Source organism: Caulobacter sp. FWC2, assembly GCF_002742625.1.
Taxonomy (GTDB): Bacteria; Pseudomonadota; Alphaproteobacteria; order Caulobacterales; family Caulobacteraceae; genus Caulobacter.
Genome location: NZ_PEBF01000001.1, coordinates 819,401 through 835,490, shown reverse-complemented (window position 1 = coordinate 835,490; position 16,090 = coordinate 819,401). Strand labels below are relative to the sequence as shown.

Annotated in this window: 17 protein-coding genes and 1 pseudogene; 11 read left to right on the top strand and 7 right to left on the bottom strand. The window is 68.8% G+C overall.

Annotated features, from left to right (window positions below; translation table 11 throughout):
• Window positions 1–85 precede the first annotated feature (85 nt).
• Window positions 86–1,372: an adenylosuccinate synthase gene (locus tag CSW62_RS03965; protein WP_099575891.1), complete on the bottom strand. Its 1,287-nt coding sequence runs from the start codon at window positions 1,370–1,372 to the stop codon at window positions 86–88.
• Between the two features lie 115 nt (window positions 1,373–1,487).
• Window positions 1,488–2,111: an acyloxyacyl hydrolase gene (locus tag CSW62_RS03960; protein ID WP_099575890.1), complete on the bottom strand. Its 624-nt coding sequence runs from the start codon at window positions 2,109–2,111 to the stop codon at window positions 1,488–1,490.
• Between the two features lie 145 nt (window positions 2,112–2,256).
• Here CSW62_RS03960 and CSW62_RS03955 point away from each other — a divergent pair, with 145 nt between their 5' ends.
• From CSW62_RS03955 to CSW62_RS26760, 8 genes and pseudogenes are all read left to right on the top strand, one after another.
• A complete protein-coding gene (locus CSW62_RS03955) occupies window positions 2,257–3,234 on the top strand; it encodes a threonine/serine dehydratase (RefSeq protein WP_099575889.1) in 978 nt (325 codons plus the stop codon).
• A 134-nt stretch (window positions 3,235–3,368) separates the two neighbouring features.
• A complete protein-coding gene (locus CSW62_RS03950) occupies window positions 3,369–4,571 on the top strand; it encodes a DSD1 family PLP-dependent enzyme (RefSeq protein ID WP_099575888.1) in 1,203 nt (400 codons plus the stop codon).
• A gap of 43 nt (window positions 4,572–4,614) precedes the next feature.
• The gene (locus tag CSW62_RS03945) at window positions 4,615–6,270 is read left to right on the top strand and encodes a M28 family metallopeptidase (protein WP_099575887.1); all 1,656 of its coding nucleotides are present in this window, start codon (window positions 4,615–4,617) and stop codon (window positions 6,268–6,270) included.
• Between the two features lie 91 nt (window positions 6,271–6,361).
• On the top strand, window positions 6,362–7,750 hold the full coding sequence (locus CSW62_RS03940; protein WP_099575886.1) for an L-serine ammonia-lyase: 1,389 nt from the start codon (window positions 6,362–6,364) through the stop codon (window positions 7,748–7,750).
• The gene (locus CSW62_RS03935; RefSeq protein ID WP_099575885.1) at window positions 7,750–7,938 is read left to right on the top strand and encodes a hypothetical protein; all 189 of its coding nucleotides are present in this window, start codon (window positions 7,750–7,752) and stop codon (window positions 7,936–7,938) included. Before CSW62_RS03940 ends, CSW62_RS03935 begins: the two co-directional genes overlap by 1 nt.
• A 67-nt stretch (window positions 7,939–8,005) precedes the next feature.
• On the top strand, window positions 8,006–8,761 hold the full coding sequence (locus tag CSW62_RS03930; protein WP_099575884.1) for a DUF72 domain-containing protein: 756 nt from the start codon (window positions 8,006–8,008) through the stop codon (window positions 8,759–8,761).
• A 92-nt stretch (window positions 8,762–8,853) separates the two neighbouring features.
• A pseudogene (locus CSW62_RS03925) lies at window positions 8,854–10,000 on the top strand (IS481 family transposase).
• A 19-nt stretch (window positions 10,001–10,019) separates the two neighbouring features.
• Window positions 10,020–10,178 carry a hypothetical protein gene (locus tag CSW62_RS26760; protein WP_158235382.1) on the top strand — a complete coding sequence of 53 codons (159 nt, stop codon included), beginning with the start codon at window positions 10,020–10,022 and terminating at the stop codon, window positions 10,176–10,178.
• A 15-nt stretch (window positions 10,179–10,193) separates the two neighbouring features.
• Here CSW62_RS26760 and CSW62_RS03915 read toward each other — a convergent pair whose 3' ends face one another.
• From CSW62_RS03915 to didA, 3 genes are read right to left on the bottom strand one after another with little or no spacing between them, the layout of a single operon-like run.
• Window positions 10,194–10,979, bottom strand: a complete 786-nt coding sequence (locus CSW62_RS03915) for a DUF1295 domain-containing protein (protein WP_099575883.1) — start codon at window positions 10,977–10,979, stop codon at window positions 10,194–10,196.
• Window positions 10,980–11,039: 60 nt separating this feature from the next.
• Window positions 11,040–12,041 carry a dipeptide epimerase gene (locus CSW62_RS03910; protein WP_099575882.1) on the bottom strand — a complete coding sequence of 334 codons (1,002 nt, stop codon included), beginning with the start codon at window positions 12,039–12,041 and terminating at the stop codon, window positions 11,040–11,042.
• A gap of 45 nt (window positions 12,042–12,086) precedes the next feature.
• Window positions 12,087–12,293, bottom strand: a complete 207-nt coding sequence (gene didA, locus CSW62_RS03905) for a DNA damage-induced SOS-independent cell division inhibitor A (RefSeq protein ID WP_099575881.1) — start codon at window positions 12,291–12,293, stop codon at window positions 12,087–12,089.
• Window positions 12,294–12,425: 132 nt separating this feature from the next.
• Between didA and CSW62_RS03900 the strand changes: the two genes are divergently transcribed.
• Window positions 12,426–12,734 (top strand): polyhydroxyalkanoic acid system family protein, encoded by a 309-nt coding sequence (locus tag CSW62_RS03900; protein WP_099575880.1) that lies wholly within the window; start codon window positions 12,426–12,428, stop codon window positions 12,732–12,734.
• 1 nt (window position 12,735) lies between these two features.
• Here the strand turns inward: CSW62_RS03900 and CSW62_RS03895 are convergent, their stop codons facing one another.
• Window positions 12,736–13,608, bottom strand: a complete 873-nt coding sequence (locus CSW62_RS03895; RefSeq protein WP_099575879.1) for a sigma-70 family RNA polymerase sigma factor — start codon at window positions 13,606–13,608, stop codon at window positions 12,736–12,738.
• Between the two features lie 94 nt (window positions 13,609–13,702).
• On the opposite strand from CSW62_RS03895, the gene CSW62_RS03890 reads away from it, so the two are divergent.
• A complete protein-coding gene (locus CSW62_RS03890) occupies window positions 13,703–14,161 on the top strand; it encodes a carboxymuconolactone decarboxylase family protein (RefSeq protein WP_099575878.1) in 459 nt (152 codons plus the stop codon).
• An 11-nt stretch (window positions 14,162–14,172) separates the two neighbouring features.
• Here CSW62_RS03890 and CSW62_RS03885 read toward each other — a convergent pair whose 3' ends face one another.
• A complete protein-coding gene (locus CSW62_RS03885) occupies window positions 14,173–14,583 on the bottom strand; it encodes a DUF983 domain-containing protein (RefSeq protein ID WP_099575877.1) in 411 nt (136 codons plus the stop codon).
• Between the two features lie 50 nt (window positions 14,584–14,633).
• Here CSW62_RS03885 and CSW62_RS03880 point away from each other — a divergent pair, with 50 nt between their 5' ends.
• Window positions 14,634–16,046, top strand: coding sequence for a PLP-dependent aminotransferase family protein (locus tag CSW62_RS03880; RefSeq protein WP_199170508.1), 1,413 nt, complete (start codon window positions 14,634–14,636; stop codon window positions 16,044–16,046).
• Window positions 16,047–16,090: the final 44 nt, after the last annotated feature.

Genomic DNA, 16,090 nt, shown 5'->3' with positions numbered 1-16,090 from the left:
TTACTGGGCAGCCTAGCTTCGCGCCTTTTCGGGCGCCGCGTCCCCAGTATGGAGCGGCGCCCTTGGGATCAGCCCGGTAGAGCGATCAACCCTGGAAGGGGTCGCGCATCAGGATGGTGTCGTCGCGCTCGGGGCTGGTCGACAGCAGGGCGACGGGCGCGCCGATCAGCTCCTCGACCCGGCGCACATACTTGATGGCGTTGGCGTTGAGGTCCTTGAACGAGCGGGCGCCGGCGGTGCTTTCGCTCCAGCCTTCCATCTCCTCGTAGATCGGCACGGCGGCGGCCTGGTCGCGCATCCCGGCCGGCAGATAGTCGACCTCGCGGTCGCCGATCCGATAGCCGACGCAGATCTTCAGGGTCTTGAGGCCGTCCAGCACGTCCAGCTTGGTCAGGGCGATGCCGTCGATGCCGTTGATGGCCACGGACTGGCGCACCAGCACCGCGTCGAACCAGCCGCAGCGGCGCGCGCGGCCGGTATTGACCCCGACCTCGCGGCCGACCGTCGACAGGTGCTTGCCGACCTCATCGTCCAGCTCGCAGGCGAACGGCCCCTCGCCGACGCGGGTGGTGTAGGCCTTGACGATGCCCAGCACATAGCCCGGCCCCTTCGGACCCATGCCCGAACCCGCGGCGGCCTGACCGGCGACGGTGTTGGACGAGGTGACGAACGGGTAGGTGCCGTGATCGACGTCCAGCAGGGCGCCCTGCGCGCCTTCGAACAGGATCCGCTTGCCGGCCTTGTAGGCCTGGTCCAGCAGGCGCCAGGCCGGCTGGGCATAGGCCAGGATCTGCGGCGCGATCTCCATCAGCTGGTTGAACAGCGCCTCGCCGTCGGCCTCGGGCAGGCCCAGGCCGCGACGCAGGGCGCCGTGGTGGCTGAGCAGGCGCTCGATCTTGGGCCTCAGGGCTTCGGGATCGGCCAGATCGGCGACGCGGATGGCGCGGCGGCCGACCTTGTCTTCATAGGCCGGGCCAATGCCGCGACCGGTGGTGCCGATCTTCTGGCTGGACGCGGCTTCACGACCTTGATCCAGGTCCTTGTGCAGCGGCAGGATCAGGGTGGCGTTATCGGCCAGCACCAGCAGGTCGGGACCGATGATCACGCCCTGCTCGGCGATCTTGGCGATCTCGCCCAGCAGGTGCCAGGGATCGACCACCACGCCGTTGCCGATCACCGAAAGCTTGCCCTGCACGACGCCCGACGGCAGCAGGGCCAGCTTGTAGACCTTGCCGTCCACCACCAGCGTGTGGCCGGCGTTGTGGCCGCCCTGGAAGCGCACGACCACATCGGCTCGGTTGCTGAGCCAGTCGACGATCTTGCCCTTGCCTTCATCGCCCCACTGGGCGCCGACGACGGTCACATTGGCCATGATAGAGATATGCCTTGTCACCTGCCCGGTGACGTCACGCGGCCCTTCGACAGGACTCGGCTGCGGACGTTTAGTCAATTGTGGGCGGCGGCTTCCTCACGAGGAGGAAGCGAAGTCAGAAGGCGTAAACCAGTCGGACCCCCGCGTCGTCAAGCCCCTGGTTCTTGCCCTGGTGGAAGATCTGGCCGTTCGACAGGTGGGTGTAGGAAAGCTCCACCGACACCTTGTCGTTGACCTGGTAGCCCAGGGCCAGCTCCGGCTCGAACAGCACGTGCGAGCCGAAATCGATGCGGTGATAATAGAGATAGGTCCGGCGATCGCGCTCGGCCTGGGTCAGACCCGGCGCGTTGGCGGGCGGCAGGCCGGCCTTTCCGTCGGTGTAGGCCAGGCCGATCCCAGGACGGAAATAGAAGCCGCCCGGCTGGCCCAGCTCAATCTTCCAGTCGAAGCCGGCGGCCACGAAGTTCGAGGTGTTCTTGGTGTTGATCGACACCATGGCGTGGACCTGCGGCTTGCCCAGCCAACGCAGGTTTTCCAGCTTTTCGGTGCGATAGCCCAGATGGATGTCGGCGCCACCCTCGCGCCCGGCGGCGCCCAGGCCGACGGCGTTGCCGATGAAGGTCACGTCGTGCTTGTAGACCCCGACGAAAGCCTCTTCGGCCATGGCGGGGGCGGCGCACCCCAGCGCGACGCTCCCAAGCAGAAGGGATGCCGCGGCGGCGAACATGGCGGTCTTCATAGCGTCGTCCTGAACAGTCAGCCCATCCCTATATGGATTGAACGGCGAAGGTCGCAAACTGTTTCAGACGCCGCGCTTGAACGGTTTTGCCCCGATGTGGCGGCAGTGCTTCAAAAGCGCCGCCGCAACCCCTAAACCTGGGGGTATGACCATCTCCCTCGCCGACATCCAAGCCGCCGCCGGACGCCTGAAGGGCCTGGCCGTCGAGACGCCGCTGATCGAGAGCCCGGCGCTGAACGAACGCCTGGGCGGGCGGATCTTCCTCAAGCCCGAGACCCTGCAGCGGGCCGGGGCCTTCAAGTTTCGGGGCGCCTACAACCGGCTCAGCCAGCTGAGCGACGCGGAGAAGGCGCGCGGCGTCGTGGCCTTCTCGTCCGGCAACCACGCCCAGGGCGTGGCCCTGGCGGCGCAGCTGCTGGAGATCCCCGCCCTGATCGTCATGCCGTCGGACTCGCCGGCCGTGAAGGTCGAGGGCACCCGGGGCTTCGGGGCCGAGATCCGCTTCTACGACCGCTTCACCGAGGACCGCATCGCCATCGCCGACCAGATCGCGGCCGAACGGGGCTGCACGGTCGTACCGTCCTACGACGATCCGCACATCATCGCCGGCCAGGGCACGCTGGGCCTTGAGATCGTCGAGCAGGCCGCCGCCCGGGACGCCAGGCTCGACACCCTGGTCTGCTGCGTCGGCGGCGGCGGCCTGATCGCCGGGACCTCGACGGCGGTGAAGGCCCTGTCGCCCACCACCGAGGTCTGGGGCGTCGAGCCCGCCGGCTTCGACGAGACCCGCCGCTCGCTGGAGAGCGGCCAGCGGGAGACGATCGACAAGGACGCCCGCTCGATCTGCGACGCCCTGCTGACCCCGATCCCCGGCGAGCTGACCTGGCCGATCAACCAGCGAAACCTCTCCGGCATCGTCGCGGTCACCGACGCCGAGGTCGCCGAGGCGATGCGCTATGCCTTCTCGGTGCTGAAACTGGTGGTCGAGCCGGGCGGCTGCGTGGCGCTGACGGCGGCCCTGACCGGGAAGGTCGACCTGAAGGGCCAGACGGCGGCGATCGTGCTGTCGGGCGGCAATGTCGATCCGGGGTTGTTCGCGCAGGTGCTGCGGGGCGAGATCTAGCTCCGCTATTCCGCCGTCATCCCGCGCTTTATGCGCGGGACCCATGGTTCAGCTCGCACGTGAGGGCTAGCTTTCTTTCGCCCTTGCGGCCGACAAATGGGTCCCGCGCATAAAGCGCGGGATGACGATGAGGGATGGGAACAAAAGTGAACTTTCCAAGCACCGATCACCTCCCCCAGACGCCCCTCCTCGTCGTCGACCGGGCGGCCCTGACCCGCAACCTCGCCCGCATGCAGGCCCTGTGCGACGCCGCCGGCGTGCGCCTGCGCGCCCACGGCAAGACCCACAAGTGCTCGACGCTTGGGCGGCTGATCATCGAGGGCGGCGCGGTCGGCCTGTGCTGCCAGACGGTCGGCGAGGCCGAGGCCTATGTCGCCGGCGGGATCACCGACGTCCTCGTCACCGCCCCCGTCCCGCCCTGGGGTCCGGCGCGCCTGGCCGCTCTGGCCAAGACCGGCGCAACCGTCGGCGTGGTCGCCGATGACGAGGGCCAGATCGACCGGCTGTCCGACGCCGCCGTCGCGGCCGGCGTGATCCTCGACCTCGTCGTCGACCTCGACCTCGGCACCCACCGCGCCGGGGCCTATCCGAAGGGCGCCCTCAAGCTGGCCCGCGCCGCCGACGCCGCGCCAGGCCTGCGCTTCGCGGGGATCCAGGCCTATCTCGGCCACCTGCAGCACATGGACGACCTGGCCCTGCGCCAGACCGCCGACGAGGCCGCCCACGCCACGCTGAAGGCCCTGGTCGCCGAGCTGACCGCCGCCGGCCTGGCCCCGCCGGTGGTGACGGGCGGCGGCACCGGCACGCATGCCTACGACCTGGCCTCGGGCGTCTATACCGAGCTTCAGGCTGGCTCCTATGCGGTGATGGACGTCGAGTACGACGCCTGCGGCGGACCGGACGGCGACTGGACGTTCGAGCCGGCGCTGTTCATCGCTTCCACCGTCGTCTCGGCCAACCACAAGAGCCACGTCACCGTCGACGCCGGCTTCAAGGCCGTGTCGATGGACGGTCCGCCGGCCCGCGTGGTCGCCGGCGCCGCGCCCGGCTCGCTGTGGCGGCCGATGGGCGATGAGCACGGCATGATCGCCCATCCGGCCCTGATCGACGTGCTGAAGGCCGGCGGCCGCGATCCGCTGGGCTTCGACCGCGCCGTGGCCGCCGCCGACGCCGATCCGGACCGCGCCACGCCGCTCGACGCCCCCAAGGTCGGCGACCTCGTCTGGCTGCAGCCCGGCCACTGCGATCCGACCATCAATCTCTATGACGCCCTGCACGTCTGGGACGGCGAAAAGCTGGAACGCTGGCCGGTGGACGGCCGCCGGGTCTCCCTCTAGGGTCCGCGCCCAACGACAAGATTTGCTCCTGGAGGGGCTCGAGATGAAACGCCTGCTGCTCGCCACCGCCCTGATCGCCGCGCCCATGCTGGCGCACGCGGCCGATGCGCCCAAGATCGACCCCGCCAGGCTGTCGGCCCACATCAAGGTGCTGTCGTCGGACGCGTTCGAGGGCCGCGGCCCGGCCACCGCCGGCGAGAAGAAGGCCGTCGGCTACATCGTCGATCAGATGAAGGCCATCGGCCTGACCCCCGCCGGCGACCTCCAGAAAGACGGCAAGCGCGCCTGGACCCAGAACGTGCCGCTGGGCAAGTTCGAGATCACCGGCCCGGTCGCGGCCAGCGTCACGGTCGGCGGCGCCAAGCAGACCATGACCCAGGGCGAGCAGGTCGCCATCCGCGCGGCCATGACCAATGTCGACAGCGTCTCGATCAAGGACGCCCCGCTGGTCTTCGTCGGCTATGGCGTCAAGGCGCCGGAGCGGAACTGGGACGACTTCAAGGGCATGGACCTGAAGGGCAAGATCCTGGTCGTGCTGATCAACGATCCGGACTTCGAGACCGGTTCCGGGGACTTCGGCGGCAAGGCCATGACCTATTACGGCCGCTGGACCTACAAGTACGAGGAAGCCGCTCGCCAGGGCGCGGCCGGCATCCTGATCGTCCACGAGACGGCGCCGGCTTCCTACGGCTGGAACACGGTCAAGAACTCCAACACCAACGTCATGTTCGACATCGTCCGCAAGGAGCCGGCCAAGTCGCACCCGTCGATGGAAGCCTGGATCCAGCGCGACACGGCCGTCGACCTGTTCAAGAAGTCGGGCCTGGATTTCGACGCCCTGAAGAAGCAGGCCCAGACCCGCGACTTCAAGCCGGTGGAACTGAAGGGCGTCACCTTCTCGGCCGACTACAAGGTCAAGCACGAGGTGATCATCTCCAAGAACGTCGCCGGCCGCATCGTCGGGACCAAGTTCCCGAACGAGACGCTCATCTATAGCGGCCACTGGGACCACCTGGGCGTCGGCGCGCCCGACGCGCGCGGCGACAAGATCTATAACGGCGCCATCGATAACGCCGACGGCATCGCCGCCCTGCTGGAACTGGCCCGCGCCTTCAAGAGCCAGCCCGCGCCGCAGCGCTCGATCATGTTCCTGGCCGTGACCGCCGAGGAGAAGGGCCTGCTGGGCTCGGAATACTATTCGGCCAACCCGCTGTTCCCGCTGGCCACCACGGTCGGCGACATCAATATCGACGCCCTGTCGGCCGCCGGTCCGGCCAAGGATATCGGCACCTCGGGCGACGGCAAGGTTGATTTGCAGGACATGCTGGTCGCCAAGGCCAAGCTGCACGGCCGCTACTTCACGCCGGACCCCGTCCCGCAGGCCGGCCACTTCTATCGCTCGGACCACTTCCCGTTCGCCAAGCGCGGCGTGCCGGCCATCTCGATCGGCTCGGGCAACGACCTGGTGAAGGGCGGCAAGGAAGCCGGCGAGAAGGCCGAGGCCGACTATACCGACAAGCGCTACCACCAGCCGGCGGACGAATGGTCGGCCGACTGGGACCTGTCGGGCCAGGCCATGGACCTGGGCCTCGTCTACGAAATGGGCCACGACCTGGCCAACAGCCGCGTCTGGCCGCAGTGGCAGGCGGGCTCGGAGTTCAAGGCCCTGCGCGACAAGACCGCCGCGCAGCGGAAGTAACAAAAACACCGCTTATCCCCGCGAAAGCGGGGACCCATTCTGAATCGCCGCTTGGGTCCCCGCTTTCGCGGGGATGAGCGGGAGTTTGTGCATGACCGCCTCCGTCTTCGACCTCTTCAAACTCGGCGTCGGCCCGTCGAGCAGCCACACCATGGGGCCGATGACGGCTGCTGGGCGGTTCGTCCAGCGCCTGCGCGACGCCGGCCGGCTGCCGGACGTCGCCCGGGTCGAGATCAAGCTCTACGCCTCCCTGGCCCTGACCGGCCGGGGCCACGCCACCGACCGCGCGGTGATCCTGGGCCTGATGGGTTTCGTGCCCGCGACGCTCGACCCCGACGCCGGCGAGGCGGCCCTGCTGGAGACCAAATCGACGCAATCGCTGTTCCTGGACAGCGAGATCGACATCCAGTTCGACGAGGCCCGCGACATCGTCTGGCTGGGCCATGAGCGGCTGCCGCAACACCCCAACGGATTGACCTTCACGGCCTTCGATCGTTCGGGCTTTCCGATCGCCGAGCGCACCTACTTCTCGATCGGCGGCGGCTTTGTCCGCGACGAGCGCGAGATGGGCAGCAACGCCCCGCCGGACGAAGGCCCCGCCGTCCCCTTCCCGTTCGAGAGCGGCGCCGACCTGCTGGACCGGGCCGCCCAGGCCGGCCTGACCGTCGCCCAGGTCATGGCCGCCAACGAGATGGCCCGCATGGACGAGGGCGCGATGAACGCCGGCCTCGACCGGATCTTCGGGGCCATGGAAGCCTGCATCGACCGGGGGATGCGCCAGGACGGCGTCCTGCCCGGCGGCCTGGCCGTCAAGCGCCGCGCCCACCAGATCCACCAGACCATCCTCGGCCGCATGGAGCGCCAGATGAGCGATCCGCTGGCGGCCATGGACTTCGTCAACCTGTGGGCCATGGCGGTCAACGAGGAGAACGCCGCCGGCGGCCGCGTCGTCACCGCCCCGACCAATGGCGCGGCGGGCCTGATCCCGGCCGTGCTGCGGTTCTTCGTGCGCTTCCACAAGGGTAGCCCCGAGCAGATCCGGGTGTTCCTGCTGACCGCCGCCGCCATCGGCGCGCTCTACAAGCGCAACGCCTCGATCAGCGGGGCCGAGGTCGGCTGCCAGGGCGAGGTGGGCGTGGCCTGCTCGATGGCGGCCGCCGGTCTGGCGGCCGCCCTGGGCGGAACCAACGCCCAGATCGAGAACGCCGCCGAGATCGGCATGGAACACAATCTGGGCCTGACCTGCGACCCGATCGGCGGCCTGGTGCAGATCCCCTGCATCGAGCGCAACGCCATGGGCGCCATCAAGGCCATCGACGCCGCGCGCCTGGCTTTGCTGGGCGACGGCCAGCATTCCGTGTCGCTCGACAAGGTCATCGCCACGATGAAGCGCACCGGCGAGGACATGAACGAGATCTACAAGGAAACCTCGATGGGCGGGCTGGCCGTGGGCCTGTCGGTGAACCGCGTGGAGTGCTGATGTCGCGCCGCAGAGTGATCTGGTTCGCGGTCACGCTCGCCTTGGCCGCCGCCTTCATCATTGTCCCCATGGTCCGTGAATGGCTGACCGTCGATGCCTGCCTCGACGGCGGCGGGGCATGGATAAAGCAGACCGGAAAGTGCTCGCACGATCAGGCCGAAATCGATCAGTACAAATCCACGCACTAAGCCGGTTTCCGGCTCGACGCCCGCCCCTTCCTCGACTAGCTTCGCCGGGAACAGGAAGGGAACAAACATGGCCAAGGGCGTGATCCGGACGGGCATCGGCGGCTGGACGTTCGAGCCCTGGCGCGGGACCTTCTATGGCGATGACGTCAAGCAGAAGGACGAGCTGAAATATGCGTCGTCCAAGCTGACCAGCATCGAGATCAACGGCACCTACTATTCGACCTTCAAGCCCAACAGCTGGCAGAAGTGGCGCGACGAGACGCCCGACGACTTCGTGTTCGCGGTCAAGGCCAGCCGCTTCTGCACCAACCGCAAGGTGCTGTCGGAGAACAACGACTCCCTGACGAAATTCCTGTCGCAGGGGCTGGAGGAACTGGGTCCGAAGCTGGGTCCCATCAACTGGCAGTTCATGGCGACCAAGAAGTTCGATCCGGCGGATTTCGAGGGCTTCCTGAAATTACTGCCGAAGGAACAGAAGGGCGTGCGGTTGCGCCACGCGCTGGAAGTTCGCAGTCCGACCTTCGCCTGCCAGGAATTCTACGACCTGGCCGCCAAGTACGGCGCGGCCATCGTCTACGCCGTCGACGACGAGGAGCCGACCTGGCCTTGCATCGACCAGCCGACGGCGGACTTCACCTATGCGCGGCTGATGTCCAGCAAGCCGGACGAGCCGACCGGGATGAGCTCGGAGGAGCTGGACGGGGTGGTGAAGCAGGCCCGCGCCTGGGCCGAACGCGGCGACGTGTTCGCCTACTTCATCGCGGGGGCCAAGGTGCGCAACCCGGCGGCGGCGATGGCGCTGATCGAGAAGCTGGGGGCGTGACTCCCTCTCTCTATTGTTCAGACCGGAGACATGGGTGACAGGTGTTCGGAGACATCCGTGACACATTTTCTGATCTCGAAGGGAGGTCGGAGATGCCGTTCACGGGAGTCTCTGCGATGGATTGCAAGCTTGAGTTCGTGCGGCTAGCGCAGGCTGAAGGGGCCAACAGGCGCGAGCTGTGCAGACGGTTCGGGGTAAGCCCGACGCTGGGTTATCGGCTGCTGTCGCGTTACGCGGCGCAGGGCGAAGCCGGGCTGGTCGAGCGATCACGACGGCCTTGCGGCTCGCCCCGGACAACATCGGCGGCGATCGAGGCAGCGGTGTTAGCGGTGCGGGCCGAGCATCCGGCCTGGGGCGGACGCAAGATCGCCGCGGTGCTGCGGCGCCAAGGGCTGGAGGCGCCATCGCCCTCGACCGTGACCCAGATCCTGCGCCGCCACGGCGTGGCCCTGGGCGGGTTCGGTGGTGGAGCCGCGCCGTTTATCCGCTTCGAGCACGCCGCGCCCAATGACCTCTGGCAGATGGACTTCAAGGGCTATGTGTCGCTCGATGGCCGGAGCGGACGCCTGCATCCCCTGACCGTGCTCGACGATCATTCGCGCTTTTGCCTGGTCTTGGAGGCTTGCGGCGATCAGGAGCGCGCGACGGTGAAGTCCAGCCTGATCAAGGCCTTCCAGCGCTACGGCCTGCCCCGCCGCATCACCGCCGACAACGGCCCGCCCTGGGGCGCAGGCATGAAGGGCCAGGGCGTGGAACGGACCTGGACGGCTCTGGGCGTCTGGCTGCTGGAGCAGGACATCGCCTTGGGCCACTCACGTCCCTTCCCCCCCCCAGACCCAGGGCAAGGACGAGCGCTTCCACCGCACCCTCAAGGCCGAGGCTCTGTCGGGACCGCCCTTCGCCGACCTCGACGCCGCCGCCCGTCACCTCAGCGCCTGGCGGACGGTCTACAACACCCAGCGCCCTCACGAGGCTCTGGGCATGGCCACGCCCGTCGAACGCTACGCGCCCAGCCCGCGGACCTATCGCGAGCCCATCGCCCCCTTCGAATACGGGCCCGACGATATCCCTCGAAAGGTCCAGGACGGCCGCATCCACTTCAACGCCCGCCAGATCCGCGTCCCGAAGGCCTTCTCCGGAAAGACCATCGCCCTACGCCATACCCACCATGACGGCGTTTACGACATCATCTTCCGGTCCAAGACAATCGCCACCCTCGACCTTAACGACCCAACGTGATCTTCCTCATGTGTCACGGATGTCTCCGAACACCTGTCACCCATGTCTCCGGTCTGAACACCATAGGGAGAGGGTTGGGGTGAGGGGTTATAGCGGTCGACGGAGTGCCGGCACGCCGTCAGCTCTCGTAACCCCTCACCCTCCCACTGCTTCGCAGCGGGCCCCGCCCTCTCCCTAAAGGAGAGGGTTTTCTTCAAGGCTTCTTCGGAAACCACGGCACGAAGCCGCTGGTCCGCGCCACATACTCTTCGTACCCCGGCTTGGACTTGCGCATCTTACCCTCGGTGGTCGGCACGCCGCTCCAGCGGGTCAGCAGCACGGTGATCAGGATCGGGCCCGGCAGGCTCCAGGCGCCCAGGCCGGTTTCGGCGGCGATCAGGTAGAGCCCCCACCACACGCAAGCGTCGCCGAAATAGTTCGGGTGGCGGGTGTAGCGCCAAAGCCCCTGGTCCATGACCTTGCCGGCATTGGCCGGGTCAGCCTTGAAGCGGGTCAACTGCCAGTCGCCGATGGTCTCGAACAGGATGCCGAAAACCGCCAGGGCCGCGCCCGCAAAGGCCAGAGGACCCAGCGGCCCGGCCTGCTGGCCGAGCTGCACCGGCAGAGCCACCACGAACCCAAGCGCGAACTGCAGCGAGAACACCAGCAGCAGGGCGGTCTTGGCGAAGCTCCAGCCACGGTGCTTTTCGGCATGGTCGATCATCGAGACATAGCGTCGGTCGGCCCCGTGCTTGCGCCAGCGCCAGAAAAGATAGCCGCCCAGCCGCGCCGCCCACAGAGTGCACAGCCCCGTCAGCAGCAGGCCATGCGGCGTCGCCGGGGCTTGGGCCAAGGTGCTCCAGGCCAGCAGCGCCATGCCCGGTCCCCACCAGGCGTCGATGAAGCTGACGTCCTTGATCCGTAGACTGACGATCCAAAGCGCCAGGAAGGCGACCGCCGAAACGGCGGCGTTGATGGCGAGAAGGGTGAGGAGCGGCATGTCGAGACCTCCAGCGGGGTCACCAAGATACGCACCAGACCAAGCGACGGACGGGTCTTGCTACAGCCAGAGCCCTTCGGCCGTCGCCGCATCGCCCCAGAAGCCGGGTTTCGGCGGCGTGATCCGGCCGCGCTCGACCCGCAGGCCGCCGGGATGGTCGGTCGCCAGCCACCACGGCCCGTCGAGGTCGGCGAAGTCGCTGGCTCCCCCCAGATGCAGCGCCGGCGCGACGCCCAGGGACGAAGCGACCATGCAGCCGGTCATCACCTGGAAGCCCAGCGCCTTGGCCTTCTTCAGCATGGCGACGGCCTCGGTCAGGCCGCCGGTCTTGTCGAGCTTGAGGTTCACCGCCTGGTATCGGCCCTTCAACGCCGCCAGGTCGCCGCCGACATGGACGGACTCGTCGGCGCACACCGTGAACGGCGGGTCCCAGCCTTCCAGCGCATGGTCGGCGTCGGCCGGCAGCGGCTGCTCGACCAGGGCGATCGGCAGGTCGGCCAGCAGGGGCTTCAACCCGTCAAGGATCTCGAAGGTCCAGCCCTCGTTGGGGTCGACGATGAAGCGCGAATCGGGCGCGGCGGCCTCCACGGCGCGCAAGCGCGTGGCGGGGTCCTCGGCCGAGAGCTTGATCTTGATCAGCGGCGCGTCGGCCACCGCGCGGGCGGCCGCGCCCATGGCCTCGGGCGTGTCGAGGCTGACGGTCACGGCGGTGACCAGGGCGGACGGGACCGGCAGGGCGGTGACGGCCGCGACGCTGACCCCTGTGCGCCGGGCCCGCAGGTCCCACAGCGCCAGATCAAGGGCGTTGCGGGCCGCGCCGGGCGGCAGGGCGGCGCAGGCGGCCTCCACATCGCTCGAGGCCAGGGCCGGCGCCAGCTGGGCCAGCACGCTGTCGACCGTCTCGCCGTAGCGGCCGTAGGGCACGCTCTCGCCGCGCCCGACGTGGCCGTCGGCCGAGGCGATAACCTCGACCACCTCGGCGGCGGTCTTGACCCCGCGCGAGATGCGGAACGGGGCCTTCAGCAGGTGCGAAACCGGGCGGGCGGAGACGGCGATCGACATGCCGAAGGGATGGCGCCGTTCGAAGGTTCCTACCAGCCCCCCAAATTACCAGCCCCAGCGACGGGGGATCGGCGAGTCCGCGCGGCGCTCGGCCATCACCTTCAGGGCCAACTGACGGTCGACGACGAACACGGCCAGCCAGACCAGCAGCACGCCGGCATAGTTGATGGCGCCCAGCACCCCGCCGGGGCGGCCCGGACGCACGAAGCGGGGACGGCGGGCGAACGGCTGGGTCATGGCGAAGTCGGTCATGTCTTTTCCCCGGTCAGATGAGGGGCCTCATCGGATGACGGTGACCTTGGTCTGGCCTTGCGCCAGAATCGGACGTATGCAGCCAGGCCTCGGTTGACCGCGTTTCGCCGAAGAACTTCGAGAGGACCGACCATGGCCAAGACCGTCAGCATCAACATTCCCCACCAGCTGGGCGCGGCCGAGGCCAAACGGCGGCTGGAACAGGGCCTGGCGCAACTGGCCGGCCAGATCCCCGGCGGCGACGCCAAGGGCTTCACCCAGAGCTGGGCCGGCGACGTGCTGAACTTCTCGGCGGTGGCCATGGGCTCGACCATCACCGGCGTCGTCCAGGTGCTGGAGGATCACGCCCGCCTCGATATCAGCCTGCCCGGCCTGCTGGGCATGGCCGCCGGCAAGATCAAGGACGAGTTGACCCGGCGCGGCCAGACGCTGCTGAAGTAGGCTAGACCATCGCCAGTTCGACGGCGCCCAGACGATCCGGATCGCCGGCGACGAAGATCTCGACGATCCGGCCGTTTTCGACACGGAAGTCGAGCACGCGGGTCAGCCGGCCCAGCGGCGCCACCACCGCGCCGATCACGCCGTCGATCAGGGCCGTGCGGGCGGTCTGGGCCAGACCGTTGTAGAAATTGGCCACCTTCTCGGCGCCGCGCAGCTCGCGGACCTGACCACCGCCGCCCAGGACGTCGGAGCGGACCACCACGTCCGGATCCAGCACGGCCATCAGCCCCGCCAGGTCGCCGGTGCGCGAGGCGGTGAGGAAGGCGTCGACCACGCTCTTCTGCGCCACCTGGCCGGCGTCGAGACTGTCGCCGCCGCGCACCCGGCGGCGGGCCCGGCTGGCCAGCTGGCGGGCGGCGTCGGGCGTGCGCTCGACGATCGGGGCGATCTGGTCGAACGGCAGGTCGAACAGGTCGTGCAGTACGAAGGCGATCCGCTCGGCCGGGCTCAGGGTCCGCAGCACCACCAGCATGGCCAGGCCGACGGAGTCAGCCAGGATCGTCTCGCGCTCGACCGCCTCCTCGGCGGTCACGGCCGGCTCGGGCGCGCCGTCAAGGAAGGCGTCCTCGCGGCGGGATTTCCTCGACCGCAGCATGTCCAGGCAAACCCGCGAGGTCACGGTCGTCAGCCAGGCCGACAGGTTGTCGACGCTGCTGGTGTCCGCGCGGCTGAGCCGCAGCCATGCCTCCTGCACCGCGTCCTCGGCCTCGGGCAGCGAGCCCAGCAGGCGATAGGCCACACCGCGCAAACGCGACCTTTCCTGCTCAAATCTGGCGGCCTCGAACTTGTCCGCTGGATAATTTTCTTGGGGCATCGGTCACATCGCTCCGTCGGGCTTCGTCACCTCTTCGACGAACACAAGCCGCCGGATGTGACCGGCGGCGTCAGCAAACCGCAAGGAGAGACCGATGCAAGCCAGGATGACCCAGCCCGCCTACCTGCTGCCCGACGCCATGAAGGCGATGATGGCGCTGTCCAAGTCCGCCCATGTCGAGGGCGTGCCCGAGACCCTGCACGAACTGCTGCACCTGCGCGTCAGCCAGATCAACGGCTGTGGCGTCTGCCTGGAGATGCACGCTCGCGCCGCGCTGAAGTCCGGCCAGAGCCCTGAACGCGTGGCCACCGTCGCCGGCTGGCGCGATACGCCCTACTTCACCGAGGCCGAACGCGCCGCGCTAGCGCTGGCCGAAGCCGTGACCCGCGTCGCCGACAAGGCCGACCCGGTGTCGGACGAGGTCTGGAACGAGGCCGCCCGTCACTATGACGAGAAGGCGCTGGCCGGCCTGCTGATCAGCATCTCGGCGATCAATGTCTGGAACCGCCTGAACGCCGCCACGCGTCAGGTCGCAGGGACGCTGGGGGTTTAACCCCCAGCCCCTCAGAGCCGCCGCGAGTCGAAGTCGTGGCGGCCCAGGCTCTCGAAGCGGCCTTCCTCGGCCTTGTTGATATATTGCGAGGCGACCAGCCAGCTCTTCACCGGGCGCAGGGTCGCCAGGCAGCCGATGATCAAGGCCGGGAACACCGTGACCAGGTGCACCCACAGCGGCGGGTGATAGGTCACCTCCACCCAGGCGAAGACGCCGATCACCACGATGCCGATGCCGCTCATCACGAAGAAGGCGGGACCGTCGGCCGGATCGGCGAAGCTGTAGTCGAGGCCGCAGCGGTCGCACTTCGGCGCCAGCTTCAGGAAGCCGCCGAACAGCTTTCCCTCGCCGCAGCGCGGGCAGCAGCACTTGAAGCCGGCCTCGATCGGCGTCGGGGAGTCGTAAACTTCATAGTCGGCCATCGGAGGCCCCTTCCTACAATCGCAGGATTGATCCATACATTGTGCAGATAATGTATGGAAATCGTCCCATGTCCGCAACTAAGGGATCACCGAATCCCGCCGCTGCGTGGTTGCGTCGCATCGAGGCCCTGGACGGCCCCGCCTATCGCCGTCTCGCCACGGCCCTGGAGCAGGCCGTGGCCGAGGGCGAGCTGCAGGCCGGCGACCAGATCCCCGCACAGCGCGAGGTCGCCCGTCGTGTCGGAATCGACTTCACCACCGTGACCCGCGCCTACGCCCTGGCCCGCGAGCGGGGCCTGATCGAGGGGACCGCCGGGCGCGGCACCTTCATCCGCGCGCGGACCCACGAGGACGAGGCCGGGCTGGTCGACCTGTCGATGAACCTGCCGCCGCCGCCGGCTGGCCTGAACCTGGCGGCCCTGCTGCGCGAGACCACCGGCGCGATCCTGGCCCGCACCGATCCGGCGACCCTGATGGCCTATCACCCCGGCGCCGGCTCCCTGGCCCAGCGCACGGCCGGCGCGGCCTGGTTGGCGCCCAACCTCGGCGAGGTCGATCCCGCGCGGGTGATCGTCGCCAGCGGCGCCCAGACGGCGCTGTCGGCGCTGCTGGACCACCTGACGCGGCCGGGCGAGGTGATCCTGGCCGAAGCCTTCGCCTATCCGGGCCTGCTGGCCACCGCCGCCCGGCGCGGCCTCAGCGTCGCGGCCTGCCCGATGGACGCCGAGGGGCTGGAGCCGGAGGCCCTGGCGCGGCTGATCGCCCAGCATCGTCCGCGCCTGCTGTGCTGCACGCCCACCTTCCAGAACCCGACGGCGGCGACCATGGGCCTGGCGCGGCGCGAGGCGGTCGTGGCCATCGCCCGCGCCGTTGGCGTGACGATCATCGAGGACGACGCCTATGGCCTCTTGCCGGCCGCGCCCCTCCCCGCCCTCGCCGCCCTGTGGCCGGAGGGGGTGCTCCACGTCGCCACCACCGCCAAGACGCTGTCGCCCGGCCTAAGGGTGGCTTACATCGTCGCCCCGCCGGGAGCGGCGGAGGGCGCAGCAGGGGCTCTGCACGCCATCGCCCAGATGCCGGCGCCGCTGATGGCGGCCGTGGTCACCAGTTGGATCCGCGACGGCGTCGCAACTCGCATCCTGGAAGGCGTGCGCGAGGAGGTGGTGGCCCGCCGCGCCCTGGCGGCCGAGCTGCTGCCGGCGGCGGTGGGCGGGACCGAAAGCCTGCACGTCTGGCTGCCCGGCGCGACGGCGACACCAGCGGCGAGGGATCGTGGGCTGGCTTTGGTGGGTGCGGAGGCCTTCCGCGCGCCGGGCGCGGTGGGCGAAGGCCTGCGGGTGTCGTTGGGGGCGGCGGCCAAGCGGGCGACCTTGGGCAGGGCGCTGACGGCGCTAAGCACGCTTGTTTCTAGACCTAACGCCCCCACCACCGCTCATCCCCGCGAAAGCGGGGACCCAAGCTGAATCTCAGGCAAGTGGCGCAGTTGTGACAAAGTCGCTGACTCGGC